This is a genomic window from Pelomonas sp. CA6 (assembly GCF_022549225.1).
Lineage (GTDB): Bacteria > Pseudomonadota > Gammaproteobacteria > Burkholderiales > Burkholderiaceae_C > Roseateles.
The window spans coordinates 327,837-352,640 of the sequence record NZ_JAKZFD010000003.1 but is presented as its reverse complement, the minus strand read 5'-3'; the positions used below and the strand labels follow the sequence as shown (position 1 = coordinate 352,640).

The window sequence follows — 24,804 nt, the reverse complement described above, 5'->3', positions numbered from 1 at the left end:
CGGTCCGGTCAGCCGGGGAAGTTCTCGGGGAACTTCGCCTTGGCGCGCGCCTCGGCGGGGGAAATGATGTTGCGGCGGACCAGATCGGTGAGGTTCTGGTCCAGCGTCTGCATGCCCAGGTTGTTGCCGGTCTGGATGGACGAGTACATCTGCGCCACCTTGTTCTCGCGAATCAGGTTGCGGATCGCGGAGGTGCCCAGCATGATCTCGTGCGCCGCGACACGGCCGCTGCCGTCCTTGAGCTTGCACAGGCTCTGCGAAATCACCGCCACCAGCGACTCCGACAACATCGCGCGCACCATCTCCTTTTCGGCGGCGGGGAAGACGTCGACGATGCGGTCCACCGTCTTGGCGGCCGACGAGGTGTGCAGCGTGCCGAACACCAGGTGGCCCGTCTCCGCCGCGGTCAGCGCCAGGCGGATGGTTTCGAGGTCGCGCATTTCGCCGATCAGGATGGCGTCCGGGTCCTCGCGCAGCGCCGAGCGCAGCGCGTTGGAGAAGCTCATCGTGTGCGGCCCCACCTCGCGCTGGTTGATCAGGCTCTTCTTGGACTCGTGCACGAATTCGATCGGGTCCTCGATGGTCAGGATGTGCCCGTACTCGTTTTCGTTCAGGTGGTTGATCATGCCCGCCAGCGTCGTGCTCTTGCCCGAGCCGGTGGGGCCGGTCACCAGCACCATGCCGCGCGGCTTCAGCGCCAGCTCGGCGAACACCTTGGGCGCGTTCAGCTGCTCCAGCGTCAGGATCTTGGACGGAATGGTGCGGAACACCGCGCCGGCGCCGCGGTTCTGGTTGAAGGCATTGACGCGGAAGCGCGCCAGGCCCTGGATCTCGAACGAGAAATCGCACTCCAGGGTTTCCTCGTAGGCCTTGCGCTGGGCGTCGTTCATGATGTCGTACACCATGTCATGCACCTGGCGGTGCTCCAGGGCCTCGACATTGATGCGCCGCACGTCGCCGTGCACACGGATCATGGGCGGCAAGCCGGCGGAGAGGTGAAGGTCGGAGGCCTTGTTCTTGACCGAGAATGCCAGCAGTTGGGTGATGTCCATGAGTACCTGAAAGAGCCTGGGCGATTATGGCGACGATCTCCGAGAACATACAACAGCTGCGGGGCCGCATCGCGACGGCCTGCGAGCAGGCCGGCCGCCCCGTGCAGAGCGTCACGCTGTTGGTGGTCAGCAAGACCTTTCCTGCCGACGCGGTGCGCGAGGCCTTTGCCGCCGGAGAGCACCGCTTCGGCGAGAACTATGTACAGGAAGGCGTGGCCAAGATCCAGGCGCTGGACGAGCTGCGCGCGCGCATCGAGTGGCACCTGATCGGCCCCTTGCAGAGCAACAAGACGCGCGTGGTTGCCGAGTCCTTCGACTGGGTGCACAGCGTGGACCGGCTCAAGATCGCGCAGCGGCTTTCCGAGCAACGCCCCGCGCACCTGCCGCCGCTGCAGGTCTGCCTGCAGGTCAACATCAGCGGCGAGGCGAGCAAGAGCGGCCTCAGCCCCGATGAAGCGCAAGACCTGGCACCGCAGGTCGCCGCCCTGCCGCGGCTGCGCCTGCGCGGCCTGATGGCCATCCCCGAGCCAGCCTCGACTCTGGAGGCACAGCGCGAGCCGCATCGCGCGCTGGCGCAGCTGCTGGCACGGCTGAATCAGCGCGGGCTGGCGCTGGACACCTTGAGCATGGGCATGAGCGCCGACATGGAGGCCGCCATCCTGGAAGGCGCGACCCTGGTGCGCGTGGGCAGCGCGATCTTCGGCGCGCGCCCGCCGCAGCCGCGGCAGGAAGGCTGACCCGATGACGCCGGCGGCCACCAGCATCGGTGAGCCGGCGGGCCGGCTGTCGCTGCGCCGGCTGCTGGCGCTGGGCAGCGCACGCGAGCGCACCCTGGTGCTGGCCGGCTGGCTGCTCAGCCTCCTCGCCAGCGTGGCGCTCGGGCTGGGCAGCGTGCTGCAGGGCTGGTCCGGCCTGCCGATCGAGGTCGGCGGGTTGCGCGTCTACGTCAGCTTCTACCCGCCGCTGCCCATCTGCCTGTGGTGGGCATTGAGCCTGGGCTGGGGCTGGGGGGCGGTACCTGCCTATCTCGCCACCCTCACCCTGGCGCTGCATTCGGGCATGGCCCTGCCGCTGGCCCTGCTGTTCGCCTGCGCCAATCCGCTGGGTCTGGGCGCGATGACGCTGGGCTACCGCGCCATCGGCGCCTCGCGCGCGCTGCGCGAGCCGCGGACATTGCTGTTTTATGTGCCGCTGGCCTTCATCGCCTCGGTGTTCAGCGCCTCCGGCGCCCTGCTGTGGACCTACAGCCTGGGGCTGGACGCGGCGCGGCTGCTGCCCATCTGGCAGGGCTGGTGGATGGGCGCCTTCCTCGAGAGCGTGTTCATCACCGGCCCCTGGATGGCGCTGAGCTGGCCCGCCATGCAGGCCTGGCTGACGCGCCGGCCCGAGCTGCTGCAACCGCTGCCTCAGGGCACGCGAGCGCTGGGATTGGGCTTGCTGCTGACCCTGGTGCTGGGCGTGCTGGCCTATGGCGCGGTGAGCCTGGGGCTGGGCACAGCGCAGCTCGCCACGGCGCTCCAAGGCGGCCAGTGGCAGCCGCTGCAGGCCGCGGCGCGCGCGATGATGGGCACGGCCTGGGTCTTCTTCTGGGTGTTCTGCCTCATCGTGCTGTTCGTGGCCTTCTTCGGTTACCAGGCGCTGTCGCGCTGGATGCGCGGCACGCGCGCCCTGGTACAGCAGCTGGCGCATGCGAATGCCGAGCTGGAGCGCCGCTCGCGCACCGACGGGCTGACCGGCCTGCACAACCGGCTTGCCAGCGAGGAGTTGCTGCGCACGCTGTGGCGCAGCGCGCGCCGCTACAAAGACCCGGCCACCGTGCTGATGTTGGACATCGATCATTTCAAGCGCGTCAACGACACCCATGGCCACGCGGCCGGCGACGCGGTGATCAAGGCCCTGGCCCAGCTGATGCGCGACGCGGTGCGCCAGGTCGACGTGGCCGGCCGCTTCGGCGGCGAGGAGTTCGTGATCGGGCTCTCGCACAGCGACCTCGCCGGCGCGCGGGCCTTTGCCGAGCGCCTGCGCGAACGCATCGCCGCGCAGCCGGTGCCCTGGGGGCAGGAGCGCATCGCCTATACGGTCAGCATGGGCATCGCTGAATTGCGGCCTGCGGACCAGGACATCGAGACCTGGCTGCGCCGCGCCGACGCCGCGATGTACCGCGCCAAGCAGAACGGCCGCGACCGCATCGAACTCGCCACCGACTGAACCATGCCCCGGGCGCGGGCGGGCCGCGCCGCGCGCATTCCGCCCAGATCTTCTGGCCGGCGCACCACGGCTGTGCAGGGGCCGAGCGCCAGGCTAGTGGCCGATTCGTACGTCGTCCAACGACAGTGGCCGATTGCGTCAATAGTTGCGGTTACAGCCGGTCACGTTTCCTTTTCTCCTGACCGCGCGCTTACGGCGCTCGCATACTGGCCGCCCTGGGACAGACCGCCCGTGCTGCAGTTCACGGGCCGTGGCGGGATTCTCGTTAACCCTGATCAAGACGCCTGAAGAAGCCGTCGAAGCCCAGCGACGGAGCCGCGCACCACGCGGCCAGCGTCCAACCCGTCAAAAAACAGATCTTCGCGAGGGAAACCCATGACGTTTCTATCCGGTCTGCGCATCGGACAGCGCCTGGCGCTGAGCTATGCGCTGCTCATCCTGCTGCTGATTGTCATCGGCGCCTACGGCGCCCAGAATGCCAGCCGACTGGCCGGCGATCTGGACAAAACGGCCAATTCCAGCCTGGTCAAGATCTCCGCGGCCAACAGCCTCGAGGGCAATGTCAACGTGATCGCCGCCGCGGCGCGCGACCTGCTGCTGCTGGACGAGGCACGGCAGATCAAAAAGCAGAAGGCCGCCATCGATGGCGCGCTGCAGGACAGCGAGAAACAGCTCGGCTCGCTGGAGTCCTCGCTCACCGACGGCAAGGACAAGGAAATCGCCGGCCAGGTGCGCGAGCGCCAGGGCAAGTTCTTCGCCGCGGTCGCCAAGTTCCTGAAGATCCAGCAGGACGGCAGCCCGGACGAGGCGCGCGAAAGCCTGATCACCGACGTGCGCCCGGCCCAGCAGGCCTACCAGCAGGGGCTGAAGGCGCTGGCGGACCTGCAGTTCCAGAACGCCCATGCGCTCGCCGAATCGGGCGCGGCGCTGGCCGGCCGCTCGGTCATCGTGACCGGCGTGCTGGTGCTCATGGCCGTGCTGGTCGGCGGTGGCGGCGGCCTGATGATCGCGCGCTCCATCATCCTGCCGGCCCAGAAAGCCAAGGACGCCGCACAGGCGATCAGCTCGGGCGACCTGTCGCGCCATATCGAAGTGCGCGGCCAGGACGAACTGGCCCAGATGCTGGCCGCGATGCGCGACATGCAGCAGGCGCTCTCCGGCGTGGTCTCCAGCGTCAGCGCGGCGGCCGGCGAGGTGGCGCACAACTCCAACGAGATCGCCGGCAACAACGTGGATCTGTCGGACCGCACCGCGCGCTCTGCGGCCAGCCTGCAGAACACCGCCGCGTCGGTGGAGCAGATCGCCTCCAACCTGAACGGCGCCAGCGAACTCACGCGCAAGGCCGCCGGCATCGCCAGCAAGGCGCGCCAGTCGGCCTCGGCAGGCGGCAATGTGGTCAGCCAGGTCGTCTCCACGATGGAAGAGATCAGCGCCAGCTCGCGCAAGATCGGCGACATCATCGGCGTGATCGACGGCATCGCCTTCCAGACCAACATCCTGGCGCTGAACGCGGCGGTGGAAGCCGCCCGCGCCGGCGAGCATGGCAAGGGCTTCGCGGTGGTCGCCTCCGAGGTGCGCGCGCTGGCCTCGCGCAGCGCGCAGGCCGCCAAGGAGATCAAGCAGCTGATCCAGGAATCCACCGAGAAGGTGGACAACGGCACCGCGCTGGTCAACAACGCCGGCGCCACCATCCGCTCGGTGGTGGACGAGGTCAACAACATGGGCCAGCTGATCGAGGAGATCTCGCACTCGGCCCAGGAGCAGGCGGCCGGCGTCGGCGTGGTCAACAGCGCGATGAACGAGCTGGACCGCACCACGCAGCAGAACACCTCGCTGGTCCAGGCCCTGAGCCGCTCCACCGACGCGCTGCGCGACAGCTCCACGCGCCTGCAGCAGGCGGTCGGCTTCTTCCGCGCCACCTGAACGCAGCGCCCCCCTTCTCACCCTCACGACAACAGAATCTGCCCATGAACAACAAGTCTCTGATCCGTTCCCTGCTGGCGCTGGGCGCCGCCCTGACCCTCGCGCTGGGTGCCCACGCCGCGCCCAAGGTGGTGAAGAAGGTGCCGCCGGAGTTCCCGCCCGAGGCCGCGCGCCAGTCCATCTCGGCCGGCTCGGTGCGCGCCAAGATGAGCATCGACCCCGACGGCAAGGTCTCCGCGGTGGAAATCCTCGAGGCCGAACCGCGCCGCGTCTTCGACAAGGCGGTGACCCGCGCGCTGATGGAATGGCGCTTCGAGGCCAGCGGCGAAAAGCAGACCCACGAGGTCAAGCTGGTCTTCAAGAACGAAGACTGAGGCCTGGCCTCGCGCACGGCGCCACGGCGCCGTGCCTATCACCGACAATCGCCGCATGGCGATTCAATGGTTTCCCGGGCACATGCACAAGACCCGGGGCGCGATCCGCGAGCGCATCAAGAGCGGGATCGACGTGGTCATCGAGCTGCTGGACGCGCGCGTGCCGGCCAGCAGCGCGAATCCACTGCTGGCCCAGCTCACCCGCGGACGGGCGGCGCTCAAGCTGCTGAACAAGCAGGACCTGGCCGACCCCGAGCGCACGCGGCTCTGGCTGGACCACTACAACGCCCGCCCCGACACCCGGGCGGTGGCGATCGACCAGGGCATGAAGGGGCTGGCGCGCACGCTGGCCCAGGAATGCCGGGCGCTGGCCCCCAACCGCGGCGGGCTGGACAAGCCGCTGCGCGTGCTGGTCTGCGGCATCCCCAACGTGGGCAAATCCACGCTGATCAACACCCTGGTCGGCAAGCGCGCCGCGAAGACCGGCGACGAGCCCGGCATCACCAAGAACGAGCAGAAGATCGTGCTGGACAAGGACGTCTACCTGTTCGACACGCCCGGCATGCTGTGGCCCAAGATCACCGTGCCCGAGGCCGGCATCAATCTGGCCGCCTGCGGCGCCGTGGGGCGCAACGCCTTCGAGGAAGAGGTGGTGGCGCTGGATCTGCTGGCCTATCTGCGCCAGAACTATCCGCTCGCGCTGAAGGGCCGCTACCAGCTGGAGCTCAACGAGGCGCTCGCCGAGGGCGAGCTGCTGGAGGCCCTGGGCCGGCGCCGCGGCGCGGTGCTCGCGGGCGGGCGCATCAACACCCAGAAGGCGGCGGAGATCCTGCTCAACGACCTGCGCGCCGGCGTGCTGGGTCGCATCACGCTGGAAACGCCGCGCCAGTTCGCCGCCTGGCAGGCCACCGCCAGGGCGCTGGAAGAAGCCAAGGCCGCCGAGCGTGAGCAAGCCCGCGCCGAGTCGCGGCGCGGCACCCGCGACGCCCAGCGCGAACAGGATGCCGGGCATGACGACGCGGCCGCGGACGACGGCCAGGACCTCGCCACGGACTGAGCCCGCGGGACCGCCTGTCAGCGCGACAGGCCGCGGCCCGGTTCGCGGGGCGTCCTGCGCATCCGGTCGGGGTAGCCCAGCACCTCCGACAGGCTGAGCTGCTCGTCGTCGTTCGCGTCGGCCGCCTCGAAGGCCGCCATGCGCGCGGCCACCACCTCGGCAAAGCGGATCGGCGGCTCCAGTGCATCAGGGCTGCGCCCCAGGCTTTCCAGCATCGCGCGGCGCACCTGCTGCGGCAGCGCCTGCAGCTCGTGCGCGTCGATCACGCCGTCGCGGTTGCGGTCCAGCGCCTGCCAGGCGCGCAGCACGTCCTTGTGGAACTCGGCCAGCGTGATGCGCCCGTCGTGGTTCAGGTCCGCGGCGTCGAAGGCCGCGCGCGCCTCGCTGGGGCTCACGCCGGGCCACAGGGCGGCCCCCGGGGCCACCGGGGGGGCCGCATGCACCTGCGCGCCGGCACAGGCGATGCACAGGCCGATCCAGCGTTGCCATCCTCGTTTCATCGCCGCTCCCTTCATCGCCGCTCCCTTCGGGGCCTAGCCCCTGATCACCAGCTCCAGCGCTGGTTCTGTCCGCCATTGCAGCGCCACATGATGACTGGCTGCTTGGGCCGCGACTGGCCTTCCTTCAGGTCCAGGCATTTGCCCGTCGCCTCGCTGCGGATCTGGCCGCCATAGGCGCGCCAGCGCTGGTTGCTCTGGCCGTTGCAGTTCCAGGCGATCACGCGGGCGCCGTCGCGGTCGTCGCCGTTGGCCACGTCCAGGCACAGGCCAGCCACGCGCAACTCGCCGCGCCGCGTCCACTCGAAGCGCTGGTTGGTGCCGCCGTGGCAGTTGAAGACGATCAGTCCGTTGCCGGGTCGCGCGCTGCCCTCGATGTCCAGGCACATGTCGCCCATGCCGCGGATCTGTGAGCCCCAGCCAGAGCCGGGATTGCCACCGTCCGGGCGGTCGTCGTCCTTGTGCTTGCTGGCCAGGATCGCGATGCCGGCGATGGCCGCGGCGGCGGCGATCGCCAGCCCCACGTTGGAGGATTTGTCTTCGCGCGTCGCTTCGGTGGTGATGCGGAAACGCGCGGCGCAGCCGCCGTTGACCCACAGCTCCTTGTTGCTGAGGTCATAGCCCCAGGTCCTGTTGAAGCGGCAGGCACCGGACAACTGTTCGTCCAGGTCCACCTCGGTCGTGCCCTCGGGCAGCGGATAGGACTGGTACTCACCGCGCGAGCGCAGCTCCACGGTCTGCTCGTCGGCGCGCGCCGCCAGCGGCGGCAGCACCAGCGCGACGGCAACCAGGGTGGCCAGGGGCCGGGACAGGACAGGCATTGCGTTCTCCCCACCGCGGGCGGACTGCGCGCGCGGCGTTCATGTGATTTCGCCGGCATGGTAGTGCAGCCAGCCCCTGGCGCCGCAGCGGGCGCCCCGGATCCGGGGGCCTGCGGCCGAACGCCATACCCGGTGCGGGCGGCCGGGCATTGAATCCGCCGCCCGCATGCCCATCTAACATGGCTGGGCGGGGGCCCTCGCCCGCGCAAAAGGACGGCGGCCCATGGGCATGCTGGTGCTGGCGCTGGTGGCGCTGTTGTTATGCGGCTGGTGGATCAGCCAACCCTGGCGGCTGGCATGGCGCCGTGCCCGGATCGCCCGCCGGCCCTTTCCGGCCGCATGGCGAGCCATCCTGCGCCGCCGCGTGCCGCTGGTGCAGCGCCTGCCGGTGGACCTGCAGCTGCGGCTCAAGGGCCTGATCCAGGTCTTCCTGGCCGAAAAGTCCATCGTCGGCTGCGCCGGTCTGACCGTTACCGACGAGGTGCGCGTGACCATCGCCGCCCAGGCCTGCCTGCCGCTGCTGGGCCGGCCGCGCGGTTTTTACCCGGAGCTGAGCAGTGTGCTGGTCTACCCCGGCGCCTTCGTGGTCGACCGCCTGCAGCAGGACGGCCTGTTGCAGCGCCACGACCGCCGCGTGCTGACGGGCGAGTCCTGGAGCGGGGGGCAGGTGGTGCTGTCCTGGGACCATGTGCGGGAGGAGGCCGGCCAGCCCGATGGCGGCAGCAATGTGGTGGTGCACGAGTTCGCCCACCAGCTGGACCAGGCCGGCGGCGCGGCCAATGGCGCGCCCTGGCTGCCCGGTGCCTGGTGGCGGCGACGCTGGTCACAGGTCTGGAACCAGGCCTATGCGCAGGCATCCGCGCGCCGCGCACAGGGAGACGAGGGCGAGCTGATGGGCGACTATGCACTCAGCGCGCCGGCGGAATTCTTCGCGGTGGCGTCGGAGCGCTTCTTCGGCGCCAGCACCGAGTTGGCACGCCAGTACCCGGCGCTGCACGCCGAGTTGCGCCGCTACTACGGCGTCGATCCCCGGCTCTGGCAGGCCTGAGGACAGGTCGGACCGCTCAGAATCCCATCTCGGCGAGCAGCGCGTCCACGTCGTCCTGCTTGAGCGCCTTGTCCGGCGTCTGCACACCTTCCAGGCCCTGGGCCGAGGGCGCCGCCGCAGCAGGTGCCGGCTCGTTGCCCAGCAGCTCGCGCAGCGGCTGTTCGGAACGGGTCAGCATCGCGATGACCTTGTTGATCACCTGACCCGAGAGGTCCTGGAACTCCTGCGCCAACACCAGCTCGGTATGCAGGCCGCCGGTGCGCCGGGCGAAGTCCGAGGCCTTGGCCGCGTAGGCCGCGCACAGGCGCATCATCGCCCGTGCGCGCTCGACGGACAGGTCCTGCGCCTGCGACAGGCGCATCAGCGATTCGGACAGGTCCGCGCCCTGGCGGAACACATGGCCGGCCTCCTCCTGCGCCGCCTCGACCAGCCCCAGCACCTTGTTGGCCGCCTGCTCCGTCATCTGTTCGACATAGGCCAGACGCTCGCAGGCGTCGGGCAGCTCCTGCAACAAATGGTGCAGGGTGGCATCGATGCTGGGGGGCTCATGCGGAACGGCTTGGGACATGACGCTGATCGGGCGAGGCCCGCCTCCGGGTCGAGGGGCGGCCTGGGCGGCGGCCCGGGGGGACGAGGATGGCAATGGGCCCCATGCTACGTGCGACAGGCGATCACGCGGCCGCCGCACCGCGCCGCGGTGTCGAATTGTTGGCAGCCGGGCGGATTTCCTGCGCTCCGGGCGGGGCCGGTGGGATCAGCTCCAGAGGTCCAGCGGCGGTTCGCGCGTCAGCGCGCGCAGCAGGTCGCTGCGCGACAGAAAGCCCTGCACCGCGCCGTCGGCATCGGCGACCGGCAGGCCCGGCAGGCCCAGGTCCAGCATCAGCTGCGCCGCCTCGCGCAGCGGGGTCTCGGGATGGGCCACCGGCACCGGGGTCCACATGAAGCGGCTGACCGGCTGGTCCAGGCGCGCCAGCCAGTCAGCCATCAGCGCCGGATCCTGCGGCAGGTCGCGCAGCAAGTCGGCGCGCAACACCAGCCCCACCAGTCGCCGCTGCGGGGACAGCACCGGCGCCTGGCCCACGCCGGCCTCGGCCAGGCGGCCCCAGGCCTGGCGCAGCGTCGCCGTCTGCGCGACGCTGACGACGCGCGGGTTCATCAGCTGCTGCACCTCGCGCAGCGGGTGGCGGTCCGGCGCCTGCGCATAGGCGGCCAGCGCGGCGCCCGGCCCCGCCATCGGCGGCCCCTGGCGCGCGCCAGCACCACCGCCGGCCTCGCGCTCGGCCAGCGCGATCACCACCGAGGCCGGATTGGGCGTGTCCTGCCCGGCCACCGGCGCGACGGCGCGGGTGCGCGCCACGGCCTGCACCGCGCCCAGATCGCGCACCTGCTCCATCGCGCCGCTGTAGACGCGTCCCTGCATGCCATAGACCGCAAACATGGGCGCGAGGATCGCATGGCGCCGGCTTGGGCACAATGCGGGGCTTCTGCCGCCGCCGTACGCTGTCCGCACGATGAAACACCCGCTCCGCCCCCTCTCGCCAGCGACCTCGCTGCTGCTGGTCCTGGCCGCGCTGGGACTGTCCGCCTGCGCCGTGGTCAGCGTCGCCGGCGCCGCCGCGGGCGCGGCGATCAGCGTCACCAGCGCGGTCGTGACGACCACGGTCAAGGTCGGCGGCAAGGTGGTCGAGAAGACCGTGGATGCGGTCTCCGGCGACGAAGCACCACCGTCGGCCGCGGCCTCGGCGCCCACCGCCCCCTGAGGCGCGCCGGACCGCGCCCCGAAACTCAAGGCACTGGCAGCGCCGTCTCGTACTTGACCTCGCGCAGCACCACGTTGCTGCGCACGCTGGCCACGCCGGCGACCTTGAACACCTTGGCCTGCAGGAACTGGTCATAGGCCTTCATGTCCGGCGCCACGACCTTGATCACATAGTCGGCCTCGCCGGTGATGGCCTGGCATTCGATGATCTCGGGGCTGGCGCGCACCATGGCCTCGAAAGCTTCCACCGCGCCCTCGCTGTGCCGCACCAGGCTGACATTGGCCAGCACGCAGATCGACAGCCCCAGCTTCTCGCGGTCCACCAGCACGACCTCGCGGCGGATCACGCCGCGCTCCTCCAGCTCCTTGATGCGCCGCCACACGGGCGTGGGCGACAGGCCCACGCGCTCGGCCAGTTGCTGCGTGCTCTGACGCGCGTCCTGTTGCAGCGCCTCGAGGATCAGGCGCGTCGCCCGATCGAAAGCTTCCATCGTTTGTCTCCATTGTTCTGAGAGAAATTATCTCTTTCCAACCGTTGATTGGAGTCAACAAGACAAGAATCTCCGCCGGGACTGGCGAAGAATCACGCTCCAGCCCAACCTAGATCAAGGCGCCGCCCGCCCGCAGGCGCCAGGAGACTGCCGTGTCCGACCCCGCCCTGCCCGCCCGCGCGCCCACGACCGAGCCCGCGCTGCGGCCCTACCAGCTCTCCGACAATCTGGCGGCCCAGGGCGGCCAGGTCTTCCTGACCGGCACCCAGGCCCTGGTGCGGCTGCTGCTCGCGCAGAAGGCCCTGGACGAACGGCAGGGGCTGAAGACGGCCGGCTTCGTGTCCGGCTACCGCGGCAGCCCGCTGGGCATGGTGGACCAGCAGTTGTGGAAGGCGAAGAAATTCCTCGACGCGGCACAGATCAACTTCCTGCCGGCGATCAACGAGGACCTGGCCGCCACCGCCTGCCTGGGCGTGCAGCGCGTGGCGCTGGACCCCAAACGCACGGTCGATGGCGTGTTCGCGATGTGGTACGGCAAGGGCCCCGGCGTGGATCGCTCGGGCGACGCGCTCAAGCATGGCAACGTCTATGGCAGCGCGCCGCAGGGCGGCGTGCTGGTGGTCTGCGGCGACGACCATGGCTGCGTCTCCTCGAGCACGCCGCATCAGAGCGACCTGGCGCTGCAGGCCTGGTCCATGCCCATCGTGCACCCGGCCAATGTCGCCGAGTACCTGGAGTTCGGGCTCTATGGCTGGGCGCTGTCGCGCTTCTCCGGAACCTGGGTGGGCTTCAAGGCCATCTCCGAGGTGGTCGAGTCCGGCATGACGGTGGACCTGGACCATGTGCCACTGGACTTCGAGCAGCCGGTGGATTTCAAGCCCCCCACCAACCTGCACATCCGCCAGGTCGACCTGCCCTCGCTGGAACTGGAATCGCGCCTGGCCCACAAGCTGGACGCGGTGCTGGCCTTCGCCAAACTCAACTCCATCGACAAGCACATCGTCACGAGCCCGCGCGCCCAGCTGGGCATCGTCACCGTGGGCAAGGCGCATTACGACTTCATGGAGGTGCTGCGCCGGCTGGACCTGGACCCGAACGCGCTGGCCGCGGCCGGCGTGCGCGTCTACAAGGTGGGCCTGGTCTTCCCGCTGGAGCCGACGCGCATCCGCGAGTTCGCGCAGGGGCTGACGGACATGCTGGTGATCGAAGAGAAGGCCCCGGTCGTCGAACGCCAGATCAAGGAGCTGCTCTACCACCTGCCCGACGCGCAGCGCCCGCGCGTGGTCGGCAAGACCGACGCGCAGGGGGGGCAGGTCTTGAGCGCGCTCGGCGAGCTTCGCCCCTCGCGCATCATGCCCACGGTGGCCGACTGGCTGGCACGCCTGAACCCGGCGCTGGACCGCCGCCACCTGGTGGTGGACTTCCTCACCCCCTGCCTGCTGTCCAACGAGGCCGACGGCGTGCGCCGCCAGCCCTACTTCTGTTCGGGCTGCCCGCACAACACCAGCACCAAGCTGCCCGAGGGCTCGCGCGCGCTGGCCGGCATCGGCTGCCACTTCATGGCCAGCTGGATGGAGCGCGGCACCTCGGGGCTGATCCAGATGGGCGCCGAGGGCGTGGACTGGGCCGCGCACAGCCGCTTCACGACCGAGAAGCATGTGTTCCAGAACCTGGGCGACGGCACCTACTACCACTCGGGCTATCTGGCGATCCGCCAGGCCATCGCGGCGCGCGCCAACATCACCTACAAGATCCTCTACAACGACGCCGTCGCGATGACCGGCGGTCAGCCGGTGGACGGCAGCACCAGCGTGCCGCAGATCGCGCGCCAGGTGGAGGCCGAGGGCGTGAAGCGCCTGTGCGTGGTCTCCGACGAGATCGGCAAATATCGCGGCCACGAGAACCTGTTCCCGCCCGGCACCCGTTTCCACGACCGCAGCGAACTGGACGCGGTGCAGCGCGAGCTGCGCGAGATCGAGGGCGTCACGGTGCTGATCTACGACCAGACCTGCGCCGCCGAGAAGCGCCGCCGGCGCAAGAAGGGCGAGTTCCCCGACCCGCCCAAGCGCCTCTTCATCAACGAGGCGGTCTGCGAGGGCTGCGGTGACTGCGGCCAGGCGAGCAACTGCCTGTCGGTCGTGCCCGTCGAGACCGACTGGGGACGCAAGCGCACGATCGAGCAGACCAGCTGCAACAAGGACTTCAGCTGCGTCAACGGCTTCTGCCCCAGCTTCGTCTCGGTGCACGGCGCCAAGCTGCGCAAGCGCGCCGGCGCGGGCTTCAGCGCGCAAGACCTGACCCGCGAGCTGGACGCGATCGGCGCGCCGTCGCCCTGGGCCTGGACCGGCCCCTTCGACATGCTGGTCACCGGCGTAGGCGGCACCGGTGTCGTCACGGTGGGCGCGCTGGTCACCATGGCCGCCCACTTGGAAGGCAAGCAGAGCTCGGTGCTGGACTTCATGGGCTTCGCGCAAAAGGGCGGCGCGGTGCTGTCCTTCGTGCGCGTGGCGCCGACGCAGGACCTGCTCAACCAGGTGCGCATCGACACGCAGCAGGCCGACGTGCTGCTGGCCTGCGACATGGTGGTTGGCGCCAGCGCCGACGCGCTGGCCACGGTCAAGGCCGGCCGCACCGTGATCCTGGCCAACACCCACGAGCTGCCCACCGCGGCCTTCGTGCGCAACCCCGATGCCAACCTGCGCGCGCCCTCGCTGCTGGCCAAGATGCAGCACGCCACCGGCGGCGAGCCGGGCCTGCTGGCCAGCATCGACGCGCAGGGCATCGCGCAGCGCCTGCTGGGCGACACCATGCCCAGCAACATCATCATGCTGGGCGCGTGCTGGCAGCGCGGCCTGGTGCCGGTCAGCCATGCGGCGCTGATGCGCGCGATCGAGCTCAACGGCGTGGCGGTGGAGGCCAACAAGACCGCCTTCGCGCTGGGCCGGCTGGCCATCGCCGCGCCCGACGCGCTGCAACGCCTGGCCGGCGAGGCGCCCGCCACCGTGCAGTGGATGAACTTCGACCAGCTCGACGGCGAGAACGGCCTGATCGCGCGCCGCAAGGCCTTCCTGACCGACTACCAGGACGCCGCCTATGCGCAGCGCTACGAGCGCCTGGTGCAGCGCGTGCGCACGGCCGAGCAGGGCTGGGGCGAGGCCGGCCGCGGCCTGCGCCTGACCAAGGCAGTGGCGCGCTACTACGCCAAGCTGCTGGCGATCAAAGACGAGTACGAGGTGGCGCGGCTCTACACCAACGGCGCCTTCGAGGCCGCGCTGAAGGCGCAGTTCCAGGACTGGGAGCGCCTGTCCTTCCACATGGCGCCGCCACTGCTGTCCAAGCCCGGCCCCGACGGCCGCGCCAAGAAGATCGAGCTGGGCAGCTGGACCTTCAAGGCGCTCAAGGGCCTGGCGCGACTCAAGGGCCTGCGCGGCGGGCCGCTGGATGTGTTCGGCAAGACCGAGGAGCGGCGCATGGAGCGCCAGCTGATCGCCGACTACGAAGCTCTGGTCGACGAGATGCTGGCCCACCTGAACGCGGACAACGCAGCGCAGAAGCTGGAACTGGCGCTCAAGCTGGCGCGCCTGCCCGAGGGCATGCGCGGCTATGGCCATGTGAAGCTGGCCAACGTGCTCAGCGCGCGCGCGCAGTGGAAGGACCTGCTGGACCGTTTCCATGGCCGCGTGGCCGAGGCGCCGGTGCAGGTCGTGGCCGCGCCGGCGCGCGTGAAGGGCGTCGCCGAGCTCTGACGACCCGGGCGGGGCGCCCAGGGCCATGGCGCACAGCGCACATGGCCCTGGGCTTGTCTGCGGCAAGCGGCTTGCTCCAAGATGGCCCAGGGCGGCCCGGTGCTGCCCGGTCCAGACCCACAGGGAGCCGCGATGAACACCCCCCACCCTTCTTCCGCCACCCGCGTCGAGCGCGACAGCATGGGCGAGGTCGCCGTGCCCGGCGACGCGCTGTACGGCGCGCAGACCCAGCGCGCGGTGCAGAACTTCGGTATTGCGCAGCGCCCCCTGCCGCGCGCCTTCGTCGAGGCGCTGCTGCTGCAGAAGGCCGCCGCCGCGCGCGCCAACGCGGCGCTGGGACAGCTACCGGGCGAGGTGGCCGAGGCCATCGCCCAATGCGCGATCGGCCTGAGCGAATCGCCGGGGCTGATGGCGCATTTTCCGATCGACGTCTGCCAGACCGGCTCGGGCACCAGCAGCAACATGAACGCCAACGAGGTGCTCGCCCGGCTGGCCTCGCAGCAGCTTGGCGGGCGCGAAATCAGCCCCAACGACCATGTCAACGCCAGCCAGAGCAGCAACGACAGCATCCCCACCGTGCTGCACCTGAGCGCGGCGCTGGCGCTGCACGAGGAGCTGCTGCCGGCGCTGGATGCGCTGCAGGCCACGCTGGCCACGCGCATGGCCGACGCTGGCCATCACCTGAAGACGGGCCGCACCCATCTGATGGATGCCATGCCGCTGCGCCTGGGCCAGGAGCTGGGCGGCTGGGCGGCCCAGCTGCGCGCCCGGCGCGAGCAATTGCAGGACCTGCTGAACGGCCCGCTGAGCGCACTGGCCCAGGGCGGCACCGCGGTGGGCACCGGCGTCAACGCGCCGGCGGGCTTTGCCGAGCGCTTTGCCGTCGAGCTGTCCCAGCTCAGCGGGCTGTCGCTGCGCCCGGCGCCGGACTTCTTCGCCGCGCTGTCCAGCGTGGACACCGCGGTGGCGTTGTCCGGCGCGCTGAAGGCGCTGGCCGTGACGCTGATGAAGATCGCCAACGACCTGCGCTGGATGAACTCCGGCCCGCTGGCCGGCCTGGCCGAGATCACGCTGCCTGCGCTGCAACCCGGCTCCAGCATCATGCCGGGCAAGGTGAACCCGGTGGTGCCCGAGGCGGTGGCCATGGCCTGCGCCCAGGTCATCGGTTGGGACACGGCGATCACTGTGGCCGGCCAGTCCGGTAATTTCCAGCTCAACGTGATGCTGCCGCTGGTGGCCACCAATCTGCTCGATGCCACCGCCTGGCTCGCGCGCGCCTGCCGCTCGCTGGACGAGCAGGCGCTGCGCGGCTTTCGCGTCAACGACGAGGCGCTGCAGCGCGCACTGGCGCGCAACCCCATCCTGGTGACGGCGCTGAATGCGCGCATCGGTTATCTGCGCGCCGCCGAGATCGCCAAGGCCGCCTATGCGCAGGGCCGCCCCATCCTGGACGTGGCCGCCGAGATGACGCCGCTGTCGCGCGAGGAACTGCAGACCCTGCTGGATCCGGCCCGGCTGGCGACGCCCGAGCCCCCTCCACGCTGAACCCAGACGAGGCGCACGCCTTGCCCCTCGGGTTTGTCGGTCATTTCATTTGAGATTGATTCTCATTTATATTCCCAACAAACGACAAGAACGCTGCGAGCTGGAGAGGTGTGGCCGGTCCGGCCCCCTGGGGAGGGAGAAGCAGCCCATGCTCTGCCGGGGGCGGTCCGTGATCGGGTTGGCGCAACACAAGCTGACGGTCCGCCCCCTCTTTTTGCCCAAGGACTTCACGGCCCATCCTCGCCCATGCTTTCCGCCACCGCGCCCGCACTCCGCCATCTCCGCCTGCTGCTGGGCGGGCTGATCCTGGCGGCCGGCCTGGGCCTGCTGGCCGGCGAGGCCTGGCAGGCGCTGGCCTCGACCCACGACGCGCGCCTGGGGCAGGCCTTGCTGGCCGGTCTGATCGCCGCGGCCGCGACGGCGCTGGGCACCCTGCCCGCGCTGGGCACGCGCCAGCTCCCGGCGCGCGTGCAGGACGCGCTGACCGGCTTCGGCGCCGGCGTGATGCTGGCCGCCTGCTCCTTCTCGCTGATTCTTCCCGGACTGGCCGCGGCGCGGACCGCCAGCGGCGCCGGTTCCGCGGCGCTGCAGCTGGCGCTCGCGCTGCTGCTGGGCGCCTGGGCCTTGATGGCGCTGGACCGCTGGCTGCCGCACGAGCATTTCATCAAGGGCCGCGAAGGCCGCGCCTGCGCGGGCCAGGCACGGCGCTCGCGGCGCGCGCTGCTGTTCGCGATGGCGGTCACGCTGCACAACCTGCCCGAGGGGCTGGCGATGGGCGTGGCCTTCGCCGGCGGCGACACGCCAAGCGCCAGCCGCCTGAGCCTGGCCATCGCGATCCAGGATCTGCCGGAGGGCTTCGTGATCGCCGCGGCGCTGATGGCGGTGGGCTATGCGCGCGCGCCCGCGATGGCACTGGGCATGGCCTCGGGTCTGGTCGAACCGCTGGGCGCGCTGCTGGGTGTCGGCGTGGTGTCGCAATGGCCCGCGCTGCTGCCCTGGGGCCTGGGCTTCGCGGCGGGGGCGATGCTGTTCGTGATCAGCCACGAGATCATCCCCGAGTCGCACCGCCAGGGCCACGAGCGCTGGGCCACCCAGGGCCTGATGCTGGGCTTTGCGCTGATGATGGTGCTGGACACGGCGCTGGGCTGAAGGCACCCGGCGCCGCGGCCTGGATCAGACCAGCGCGCGGCCGATCAGGATCTTCTGCACCTCGGAGGTGCCTTCGTAGATCTGCGTCACGCGCACGTCGCGGTAGATGCGCTCCACCGGGAAGTCCGAGACATAGCCGTAGCCGCCGTGGATCTGGATCGCCGCGGAGCAGACCTTCTCGGCCATTTCGCTGGCGAAGAGCTTGGCCATCGCCGCTTCCTTCAGGCAGGGCAGTCCGGCGTCCTTCAGGCTGGCGGCATGCCAGATCAGCTGGCGCGCGGCCTCGATCTGGGTCGCCATCTCGGCCAGCTTGTGCTGCATGGCCTGGTGCTCGAAGATGGGCACGCCGAAGGCGACGCGCTCCTTGCTGTACTTGAGCGCGGCCTCGAAGGCGGCGCGCGCCATGCCCACGCTCTGGCTGGCGATGCCGATGCGGCCGCCCTCCAGGCCCGACAGCGCGATCTTCAGCCCCTGCCCTTCGTCGCCCAGCCGGTTGGCGGCGGGCACGCGGCAGTTCTCGAACAGGATCTGCGCGGTGTCGCTGGCATGCTGGCCCATCTTGTCTTCGATACGCGCCACGGTGTAGCCGGGCGTGCGCGTGGGGACCAGGAAGGCGCTGATGCCCTTCTTGCCGGCGGCCTTGTCGGTGACCGCCATCACGATGGCCACGTCGCCGTTCTTGCCGCTGGTGATGAACTGCTTGACGCCGTTGAGCACGTAGTCGTCGCCGTCACGCACCGCGGTGGTCTTCAGCCCGCCAGCCTCCGAGCCCACGTGCGGCTCGGTCAGGCAGAAGGCGCCCAGCATGTCGCCGCGCGCCAGTGGCTTCAGGAACTGTTCCTTCTGCGCCTCGTTGCCGAAGGCCATCAGGATGGAGCACACGGGGCAGTTGTTGACGCTGACCACGGTGGAGGTGGCGCCGTCGCCGGCCGCGACCTCCTCCAGGATGATGGCCAGCGCCAGGTAGTCCAGGCCCGCGCCGTCGTATTCGGTGGGCACGGCGACCCCGTAGCAGCCCAGAGCCGCCAGGCCCTTCAGCTCGGCGGCCGGGAAGTGGTGGGTCTTGTCCCATTCGGCCGCCTTGGGCGCGATCTGGTCTTGCACATAGGCGCGCACGGCATCCTGCACGGCGCGGTGGTCGTCGGAAAGAAGCATGGTGGAGTCCAGGGAATCAGAAGGATGGGCGGCCGCCAGGGCGTGCGCGGCGCGCCGTGGTTACCAGGGCAGCGGGCTGCCGTCGTGATTGAAGAAGCCGCCGCTGTGTGCCGGCGTCAGCTCGTCCAGCGTGCGGCGCATGCCGGCCACGCTGGTCTGCACGTCGATCTCGGCCGCATCGCCGCCCATGTCGGTGCGCACCCAGCCCGGGTGGAGGCTGACGCACAGCGCCCGTCCGTCCAGGCTCAGCGCGATGTCCTTCATGACCGAGTTCAGCGCGGCCTTGGAGGCACGGTAGAGCCAGCCGGCGGCGTTGGCGCGCAGCGCCAGCGAACCCATGCGCGAGGACAGCAGACCGATGCGCGCGCCGGGCGCCAGCGCATCGAGGATCTGCGGGATCACGCGCATGGGACCCAGCACGTTGGCATGCATCACGGCGTCGAAGTCCGTCTCGCTGGGCGGCTGCAGGCCCTGGGTGCGCGGACCGTAGAGGCCCGCGACATGGACCACGCGATCGAACTGGTGGCCGTCCAGCTGCCAGGCGAGCCCGGCGATGCTGACCATGTCCGCCACGTCCAGCCGGATCGCGCCCGCGCCGCTGGCGCGCAGCCGCGCCAGAGCGCCCTCGTCGCGCGCCGTCGCCACGACGCGGTCGCCCGCGGCGAGGTGCTGGCGCACGAACTCCGCGCCGATGCCGCGCGACGCACCGATGATGAGGACCTGGGCCATGCCTAGCGCACTCCCGGGCGTCGCTGCGGCTGGCTCATCAGATCAGCTCCACGCCCACCGCGGTCGCCTCGCCGCCGCCGATGCACAGCGACGCGACGCCGCGCTTGAGGCCGCGGTGCTTCAGCGCGCCCAGCAGCGTGACGAGGATGCGCGCGCCGGAGGCGCCGATCGGGTGGCCCAGCGCGACGGCGCCGCCGTTGACGTTGACGATCTCGTGCGGCAGCTTGAACTCGGCCATCGCCGCCATGGTCACGGCCGCGAAGGCCTCGTTGACCTCCCACAGGTCCACGCTCTTGGCGTCCCAGCCGTTCTTGGCCAGCAGCTTCTGGATCGCGCCCACCGGCGCGGTGGTGAACCACTCCGGCGCGTTCGCATGCACCGCGGTGCCGACGATGCGCGCCACCGGCGTGACGCCCAGCTTGGCGGCGGTGCTCTCGCGCATCAGCACCAGCGCGGCGGCGCCATCGGAGATGCTGGACGAGGTCGCGGCGGTGATGCTGCCGTCCTTCTTGAACGCGGGCTTGAGGCCGGGGATCTTGTCCAGCTTGGCCTTGAAGGGTTGCTCATCCTTGCCGACCTGCAGCTCGCCGCCCTTGCCGGCCAGCGTCACCGGGGCGATCTCCCAGGCGAAGCTGCCGTCCTCGTTGGCGCGCTTGGCGCGCTCGGTGGAGGCGATCGCGAACTGGTCCTGGGCCTCGCGGCTGAAGCTGTACTTGGCCACGCACTGCTCGGCGAACACGCCCATGGCCTTGCCGCGCTCATAGGCGTCTTCCAGGCCGTCCAGCGCCATGTGGTCGTACATCTGCGTGGCGCCGTACTTCACGCCCTTGCGCGCGAACATCAGGTGCGGGGCATTGGTCATGGACTCCATGCCGCCGGCGATCAGGATGTCGGCGCTCTCGGCCTTCAGCGTGTCGTGGGCGAACATCACGGCGCGCATACCGGCTCCGCACATCTTGGACAGGGTGACGGCGCCGACCGACTGCGGCAGGCCGGCCTTGAGCACCGCCTGGCGCGCCGGGGCCTGGCCCTGGCCGGCCATCAGGCAGTTGCCCATGAAGGCTTCCTGGATGGCGTCGCCGGGCACGCCGGCGCGCTCCACCGCGGCCTTGATGGCCACCGCACCCAGCTCCCAGGCCGCGAGGTTGGCGAAGTCGCCCAGCAGGCCGCCTATGGGCGTGCGGGCAGCGGAGACGATGACGATGGAATCGGACATGGACAGCTCCTTGGGTGGTGTCGGGGGTTACTGGATGGGCAACTCGCGGTGCTCGGGCTCGGGCGCCTGGGCCACCGGGGCGGCGGACTTGACATAGAACCGCTTGTGCGGGTCGTAGGGGAACACGTCGTGCACATGGCCGGACTGGATGCGCTCCTTGTGCGCCTGCCAGAAGGCGGCGTCCAGCAGCTCGGCATGGTGCTTCATGAAGACCTCGCGCACCCCGGGATGGCCCAGCAGGAAGGGGCCGAAGGTCTCGGGGAAGACGTCGCGCGGGCCGACCTGGTACCAGATCTCGCCAGACATCTCGTCCTCCTCGTTGCGCGGCGGCGGCACGCGACGGAAGTTGCAGTCCGTCATGTACTCGATCTCGTCGTAGTCGTAGAACACGACCTTGCCGTGGCGGGTGACGCCGAAGTTCTTCCACAGCATGTCGCCGGGGAAGATATTGGCCGCCAGCATGTCCTTGATCGCGTTGCCGTACTCGACCACCGCATGCTCCAGCTGGGCCGGCGTGGCCTCCTGCAGGTAGATGTTCAGCGGCACCATGCGGCGCTCGATGTAGAGGTGCTTGATGACCAGGTCGTCGCCGTTTTCCTCGATCAGGCTGGGGCAGAAATGCTTCAGCTCGGCGATCAGCTCGTCCTCGAAGCGGTGGCGCGGAAAGGCCACGCGCGTGTACTCCAGCGTGTCGGCCATGCGCCCGACCCGGTCGTGGGTCTTGACCAGCAGGTACTTGCCCTGGATCAGCTCGCGCGTGGTTTCCTTCTGCGGCGGGTAGAAGTCCTTGATCACCTTGAACACGAAGGGATAGGACGGCAGGTCGAAGACCAGCATCACCATGCCCTTGATGCCGGGGGCGATGCGGAACTTGTCGCTGCTGTGGCGCAGGTGATAGAGGAAGTCGCGGTAGAACAGGTTCTTGCCCTGCTTCTGCAGCCCCAGCGCCGAATAGATCTCCGAGCGCGGTTTGCGCGGCATCATCGAGCGCAGGAACTGCACATAGGCGCTGGGCACCTCCATGTCGACCATGAAGTAGGCGCGCGCGAAGCTGAACAGCATCAGCAGGTCGTCCTCGCCGAACAGCGCCGCGTCGATGTACAGCAGGCCCTGCTCGTTGTGCAGGATGGGCAGCGCGAACGGCGTCTCGGTGAAGCCGTTGATGATCTTGCCCACCACGTAGGCGCCCTTGTTCCGGTAGAACAGGCTGGACAGCACCTGAATCTGGAAGTTGGTGCGCCAGCGGAACAGCCCCAGCTCGCGCTGCACCGCGCCGAGCACGCAGTCGATGTCGCGTCCCAGATCCTCGAATTCGCGCTCCAGCTGGAAGTTCCAGATGACGCGCATCATGGTGTCGCGCAGCGTCTCGCGGCTGGGGTAGTAGGCGCGGTAGGTGGGCAGCGCCGCCGGCTCGTCGTTCTCGATGTACTCGGTGGACACCGCCGGACGCACGAAGATGAAGTCGTTGTGGAAGTAGCTGTGGTGCAGGATGCGCGTGCAGACCGAGTTGAAGAAGGTCTCGGCCAGCTCGGGCTGGTGGTGGTTGGTCAGCAGCCCGATGTAGTGCAGCTTGACCTGCTGCCAGACCTCCATCGGCAAACGACTGGTCTGGAAGCGCTCTTCCAGCAGCGCCACCGCCTCGTCCACGCGCATGTCGTAGAACTCGATGCGCTCGCGCTGCGCGCGCTGCTGCCCATGCCAGTCGGCCTGCTCGAAGCGCTTCTTGGCCTGCGCCGATGTGGCGCGAAAGAGCCGGTAATGCTTGTTGAAGCCCTCCAGCAGCGCGCTGGCGATCAGGAAGGCGCGGGCGTCGGTGAGCTTCTGCGGGAACATGGCGGCTCCTGGCGGCGGGGCGTGGGCGTCAGCGTGTCGGGACCGCGTCGTGCGCGGGCTGGCTCTGCGGCTGCCCGAAGCGGCGCTTGATCAGCGCCAGCGAGCGCTGGAAGGCCGGCTGCACGTCCTCGGGCCGCGCCACCGTCATGCTCAGGTCCTCCAGCAGCCCGTTGTGCAGGCCGTAAACCCAGCCATGGATGGCCACCGACTGGCCGCGCGCCCAGGCGTCCTGGACCACCGTGGTCTGGCAGGCGTTGCGCGACTGTTCCAGCACATTGAGCTCGCACAGCGCGTTGACGCGCTGGTCCTGCGGCAGGCTGTCCAGCCATTCCTGGTGGTGGTTGCGCACGTCCTGCACGTGACGCAGCCAGTTGTCCACCAGCCCCACGCGCATGTCCTGCAGCGCCGCGCGCACGCCGCCGCAACTGCTGTGGCCGACGATGATGATGTGCTTGACCTTCAGCTGATCCACCGCGAACTGCATCACCGACAGGCAGTTCAGGTCCGAATGCACGACCACGTTGGCCACGTTGCGGTGCACGAACAGGTCGCCGGGCAGCAGGTCCACCAGCTCGTTGGCGGGGACGCGGCTGTCAGCGCAGCCAATCCAGAGGTACTGCGGGGTCTGCTGGTTCAGCAGCCGGGAGAAGAAACCGGGCTCGCGGGCCTCGGTCTTGTCGGCCCAGCGTTTGTTGTTGTCCAGCAGGTCTTGGAGTTGGGAGGTGCTCATGCCGTCATTGTCCTATTGCCGTCTTGCGGTGCGCTGGCGTGCTCCGCGTCCCAGGGCCAGGCCGTGGGACGCGGCATTCCACGCAAGCATCGGAGCGTACAGCGGGCCGATCCCGGGCTCGTCCCGCCGGCCCCAGTGCGTGACCCGCATCAAGGCCTCGCGCCCGGGCACCTCGGGTCGCGCTTCCTGCGGCTGGGCCACGGCCGAGGACATCACATCGTCTCGGCGAACAGCTCGCGGCCGATCAGCATGCGGCGGATCTCGGAGGTGCCGGCGCCGATCTCGTAGAGCTTGGCATCGCGCCACAGCCGGCCCAGCGGGTACTCGTTGATGTAGCCGTTGCCGCCGAAGATCTGGATGCCCTCGCCGGCCATCCAGGTGGCCTTCTCGGCGCACCACAGGATCACCGACGCGCAGTCCTTGCGCACCTGGCGCACATGGTCGCTGCCCAGCATGTCCAGGTTCTTGCCCACCGTGTAGCAGAAGGCGCGCGCCGCCTGCAGCACGGTGTACATGTCGGCCACCTTGCCCTGGATGAGCTGGAACTCGCCGATGCTCTGGCCGAACTGCTTGCGGTCGTGGATATAGGGCACGACGTTGTCCATCACCGCCTGCATGATGCCGATCGGGCCGGCGGCCAGCACGGCGCGCTCGTAGTCCAGGCCCGACATCAGCACCTTGACGCCGCCGCCCACCTGGCCCAGCACGTTCTCGGCCGGCACCTCGACGTTCTGGAACACCAGCTCGCCGGTGTGGCTGCCGCGCATGCCCAGCTTGTCCAGCTTCTGCGCAATGGAGAAGCCCTTCATGCCCTTCTCGATCAGGAAGGCGGTCATGCCACGCGCACCCAGCTCGGGCTCGGTCTTGGCATAGACGACCAGCGTGTCGGCGTCCGGGCCGTTGGTGATCCACATCTTGCTGCCGTTGAGCAGGTAGTGGCCGCCCTTGTCCTCGGCGCGCAGCTTCATGCTCACCACGTCGGAGCCGGCGCCCGGCTCGCTCATCGCCAGCGCGCCCACATGCTCGCCACTGATCAGCTTGGGCAGGTACTTCTGCTTCTGGGCCTCGCTGCCGTTGCGCTTGATCTGGTTCACGCACAGATTGCTGTGCGCGCCATAGGACAGACCGACCGAGGCGCTGGCGCGGCTGATCTCCTCCATCGCGACCATGTGGGCCAGGTAGCCCATGTTGGCGCCACCGTATTCCTCGGCCACGGTGATGCCCAGCACGCCCAGGTCGCCCATCTTGCGCCACAGGTCCATCGGGAACTGGTCGCTGCGATCAATCTCGGCGGCCCGCGGCGCGATCTCCGCCTGCGCGAAATCGCGCACCGCGTCACGCAGCGCGTCGATGTCTTCGCCGAGTTGATGGTTCAGTCCGGGCAGGTTCATCGCGTGTCTCCTGGTTTTATGGCGACGCGTCCGCGGACCGGATCTGTCGCTTGAGTGACGTTTACGTAAACGTCAATTGT

22 protein-coding genes are annotated in these 24,804 nt (G+C 69.6%); 10 read left to right on the top strand and 12 right to left on the bottom strand.

The features are described 5' to 3' along the window. Positions 1-8 precede the first annotated feature (8 nt). Positions 9-1,052, bottom strand: coding sequence for a type IV pilus twitching motility protein PilT (locus LZ017_RS07575; RefSeq protein WP_241395995.1), 1,044 nt, complete (start codon positions 1,050-1,052; stop codon positions 9-11). 26 nt (positions 1,053-1,078) lie between these two features. Between LZ017_RS07575 and LZ017_RS07570 the strand changes: the two genes are divergently transcribed. From LZ017_RS07570 to ylqF, 5 genes are all read left to right on the top strand, one after another. Beyond that, a complete protein-coding gene (locus LZ017_RS07570; RefSeq protein WP_241395994.1) occupies positions 1,079-1,789 on the top strand; it encodes a YggS family pyridoxal phosphate-dependent enzyme in 711 nt (236 codons plus the stop codon). Between the two features lie 4 nt (positions 1,790-1,793). After that, positions 1,794-3,260: a GGDEF domain-containing protein gene (locus tag LZ017_RS07565; protein WP_241395993.1), complete on the top strand. Its 1,467-nt coding sequence runs from the start codon at positions 1,794-1,796 to the stop codon at positions 3,258-3,260. Positions 3,261-3,635: 375 nt separating this feature from the next. Then, positions 3,636-5,183: a methyl-accepting chemotaxis protein gene (locus LZ017_RS07560; protein WP_241395992.1), complete on the top strand. Its 1,548-nt coding sequence runs from the start codon at positions 3,636-3,638 to the stop codon at positions 5,181-5,183. Between the two features lie 44 nt (positions 5,184-5,227). Further along, positions 5,228-5,557: an energy transducer TonB gene (locus LZ017_RS07555; protein ID WP_241395991.1), complete on the top strand. Its 330-nt coding sequence runs from the start codon at positions 5,228-5,230 to the stop codon at positions 5,555-5,557. A gap of 55 nt (positions 5,558-5,612) precedes the next feature. Further along, positions 5,613-6,614: a ribosome biogenesis GTPase YlqF gene (gene ylqF, locus LZ017_RS07550; RefSeq protein WP_241395990.1), complete on the top strand. Its 1,002-nt coding sequence runs from the start codon at positions 5,613-5,615 to the stop codon at positions 6,612-6,614. A gap of 17 nt (positions 6,615-6,631) precedes the next feature. Here the strand turns inward: ylqF and LZ017_RS07545 are convergent, their stop codons facing one another. Next, a complete protein-coding gene (locus tag LZ017_RS07545; RefSeq protein ID WP_241395989.1) occupies positions 6,632-7,114 on the bottom strand; it encodes an EF-hand domain-containing protein in 483 nt (160 codons plus the stop codon). 44 nt (positions 7,115-7,158) lie between these two features. Next, the gene (locus tag LZ017_RS07540; RefSeq protein WP_241395988.1) at positions 7,159-7,932 is read right to left on the bottom strand and encodes a lectin; all 774 of its coding nucleotides are present in this window, start codon (positions 7,930-7,932) and stop codon (positions 7,159-7,161) included. A 223-nt stretch (positions 7,933-8,155) separates the two neighbouring features. Here LZ017_RS07540 and LZ017_RS07535 point away from each other — a divergent pair, with 223 nt between their 5' ends. Continuing rightward, complete coding sequence (locus LZ017_RS07535; RefSeq protein ID WP_241395987.1) at positions 8,156-8,980, top strand: zinc-dependent peptidase; 825 nt, start codon at positions 8,156-8,158, stop codon at positions 8,978-8,980. Positions 8,981-8,996: 16 nt separating this feature from the next. Here the strand turns inward: LZ017_RS07535 and LZ017_RS07530 are convergent, their stop codons facing one another. Next, positions 8,997-9,548, bottom strand: coding sequence for a protein phosphatase CheZ (locus tag LZ017_RS07530; protein ID WP_241395986.1), 552 nt, complete (start codon positions 9,546-9,548; stop codon positions 8,997-8,999). A 186-nt stretch (positions 9,549-9,734) separates the two neighbouring features. Continuing rightward, complete coding sequence (locus tag LZ017_RS22055) at positions 9,735-10,418, bottom strand: HPP family protein (RefSeq protein ID WP_277604576.1); 684 nt, start codon at positions 10,416-10,418, stop codon at positions 9,735-9,737. Positions 10,419-10,491: 73 nt separating this feature from the next. Here LZ017_RS22055 and LZ017_RS07515 point away from each other — a divergent pair, with 73 nt between their 5' ends. Continuing rightward, entirely contained in the window at positions 10,492-10,740 is a 249-nt protein-coding gene (locus LZ017_RS07515) for a hypothetical protein (protein WP_241395985.1), read from the top strand. 25 nt (positions 10,741-10,765) lie between these two features. Here the strand turns inward: LZ017_RS07515 and LZ017_RS07510 are convergent, their stop codons facing one another. Next, on the bottom strand, positions 10,766-11,230 hold the full coding sequence (locus LZ017_RS07510; protein WP_241395984.1) for an Lrp/AsnC family transcriptional regulator: 465 nt from the start codon (positions 11,228-11,230) through the stop codon (positions 10,766-10,768). Positions 11,231-11,397: 167 nt separating this feature from the next. On the opposite strand from LZ017_RS07510, the gene LZ017_RS07505 reads away from it, so the two are divergent. The 3 genes from LZ017_RS07505 to LZ017_RS07495 all read left to right on the top strand — a co-directional run bounded on the left by LZ017_RS07505 (position 11,398) and on the right by LZ017_RS07495 (position 17,670). Next, complete coding sequence (locus LZ017_RS07505) at positions 11,398-14,976, top strand: indolepyruvate ferredoxin oxidoreductase family protein (protein WP_277604594.1); 3,579 nt, start codon at positions 11,398-11,400, stop codon at positions 14,974-14,976. A 132-nt stretch (positions 14,977-15,108) separates the two neighbouring features. Beyond that, positions 15,109-16,521 (top strand): lyase family protein, encoded by a 1,413-nt coding sequence (locus LZ017_RS07500; RefSeq protein WP_241395982.1) that lies wholly within the window; start codon positions 15,109-15,111, stop codon positions 16,519-16,521. 246 nt (positions 16,522-16,767) lie between these two features. Beyond that, positions 16,768-17,670: a ZIP family metal transporter gene (locus tag LZ017_RS07495; protein ID WP_241395981.1), complete on the top strand. Its 903-nt coding sequence runs from the start codon at positions 16,768-16,770 to the stop codon at positions 17,668-17,670. Between the two features lie 24 nt (positions 17,671-17,694). Here the strand turns inward: LZ017_RS07495 and LZ017_RS07490 are convergent, their stop codons facing one another. From LZ017_RS07490 to LZ017_RS07465, 6 genes are all read right to left on the bottom strand, one after another. Next, positions 17,695-18,825, bottom strand: coding sequence for an acyl-CoA dehydrogenase family protein (locus LZ017_RS07490; RefSeq protein ID WP_241395980.1), 1,131 nt, complete (start codon positions 18,823-18,825; stop codon positions 17,695-17,697). A gap of 60 nt (positions 18,826-18,885) precedes the next feature. Continuing rightward, the gene (locus LZ017_RS07485; protein WP_241395979.1) at positions 18,886-19,554 is read right to left on the bottom strand and encodes an SDR family oxidoreductase; all 669 of its coding nucleotides are present in this window, start codon (positions 19,552-19,554) and stop codon (positions 18,886-18,888) included. Positions 19,555-19,591: 37 nt separating this feature from the next. Further along, positions 19,592-20,770 (bottom strand): acetyl-CoA C-acyltransferase, encoded by a 1,179-nt coding sequence (locus LZ017_RS07480; protein WP_241395978.1) that lies wholly within the window; start codon positions 20,768-20,770, stop codon positions 19,592-19,594. Positions 20,771-20,797: 27 nt separating this feature from the next. After that, complete coding sequence (gene aceK, locus LZ017_RS07475) at positions 20,798-22,603, bottom strand: bifunctional isocitrate dehydrogenase kinase/phosphatase (RefSeq protein WP_241395977.1); 1,806 nt, start codon at positions 22,601-22,603, stop codon at positions 20,798-20,800. Between the two features lie 28 nt (positions 22,604-22,631). Further along, the gene (can, locus tag LZ017_RS07470) at positions 22,632-23,333 is read right to left on the bottom strand and encodes a carbonate dehydratase (protein WP_241395976.1); all 702 of its coding nucleotides are present in this window, start codon (positions 23,331-23,333) and stop codon (positions 22,632-22,634) included. A gap of 212 nt (positions 23,334-23,545) precedes the next feature. Next, positions 23,546-24,724 carry an isovaleryl-CoA dehydrogenase gene (locus tag LZ017_RS07465; protein ID WP_241395975.1) on the bottom strand — a complete coding sequence of 393 codons (1,179 nt, stop codon included), beginning with the start codon at positions 24,722-24,724 and terminating at the stop codon, positions 23,546-23,548. Positions 24,725-24,804 lie beyond the last annotated feature (80 nt).

Coding starts and splice junctions, on each gene's coding strand:
- LZ017_RS07530 (WP_241395986.1), bottom strand. CDS start 9,548: ATGTCCCAAGCCGTTCCGCATGAGCCCCCCAGCATCGATGCCACCCTG.
- LZ017_RS07565 (WP_241395993.1), top strand. CDS start 1,794: ATGACGCCGGCGGCCACCAGCATCGGTGAGCCGGCGGGCCGGCTGTCG.
- aceK (WP_241395977.1), bottom strand. CDS start 22,603: ATGTTCCCGCAGAAGCTCACCGACGCCCGCGCCTTCCTGATCGCCAGC.
- LZ017_RS07515 (WP_241395985.1), top strand. CDS start 10,492: ATGAAACACCCGCTCCGCCCCCTCTCGCCAGCGACCTCGCTGCTGCTG.
- LZ017_RS07570 (WP_241395994.1), top strand. CDS start 1,079: ATGGCGACGATCTCCGAGAACATACAACAGCTGCGGGGCCGCATCGCG.
- LZ017_RS07575 (WP_241395995.1), bottom strand. CDS start 1,052: ATGGACATCACCCAACTGCTGGCATTCTCGGTCAAGAACAAGGCCTCC.
- LZ017_RS22055 (WP_277604576.1), bottom strand. CDS start 10,418: ATGTTTGCGGTCTATGGCATGCAGGGACGCGTCTACAGCGGCGCGATG.
- LZ017_RS07560 (WP_241395992.1), top strand. CDS start 3,636: ATGACGTTTCTATCCGGTCTGCGCATCGGACAGCGCCTGGCGCTGAGC.
- LZ017_RS07545 (WP_241395989.1), bottom strand. CDS start 7,114: ATGAAACGAGGATGGCAACGCTGGATCGGCCTGTGCATCGCCTGTGCC.
- LZ017_RS07540 (WP_241395988.1), bottom strand. CDS start 7,932: ATGCCTGTCCTGTCCCGGCCCCTGGCCACCCTGGTTGCCGTCGCGCTG.
- LZ017_RS07465 (WP_241395975.1), bottom strand. CDS start 24,724: ATGAACCTGCCCGGACTGAACCATCAACTCGGCGAAGACATCGACGCG.
- LZ017_RS07480 (WP_241395978.1), bottom strand. CDS start 20,770: ATGTCCGATTCCATCGTCATCGTCTCCGCTGCCCGCACGCCCATAGGC.
- LZ017_RS07535 (WP_241395987.1), top strand. CDS start 8,156: ATGGGCATGCTGGTGCTGGCGCTGGTGGCGCTGTTGTTATGCGGCTGG.
- LZ017_RS07490 (WP_241395980.1), bottom strand. CDS start 18,825: ATGCTTCTTTCCGACGACCACCGCGCCGTGCAGGATGCCGTGCGCGCC.
- LZ017_RS07495 (WP_241395981.1), top strand. CDS start 16,768: ATGCTTTCCGCCACCGCGCCCGCACTCCGCCATCTCCGCCTGCTGCTG.
- LZ017_RS07510 (WP_241395984.1), bottom strand. CDS start 11,230: ATGGAAGCTTTCGATCGGGCGACGCGCCTGATCCTCGAGGCGCTGCAA.
- LZ017_RS07555 (WP_241395991.1), top strand. CDS start 5,228: ATGAACAACAAGTCTCTGATCCGTTCCCTGCTGGCGCTGGGCGCCGCC.
- LZ017_RS07500 (WP_241395982.1), top strand. CDS start 15,109: ATGAACACCCCCCACCCTTCTTCCGCCACCCGCGTCGAGCGCGACAGC.
- LZ017_RS07485 (WP_241395979.1), bottom strand. CDS start 19,554: ATGGCCCAGGTCCTCATCATCGGTGCGTCGCGCGGCATCGGCGCGGAG.
- can (WP_241395976.1), bottom strand. CDS start 23,333: ATGAGCACCTCCCAACTCCAAGACCTGCTGGACAACAACAAACGCTGG.
- ylqF (WP_241395990.1), top strand. CDS start 5,613: ATGGCGATTCAATGGTTTCCCGGGCACATGCACAAGACCCGGGGCGCG.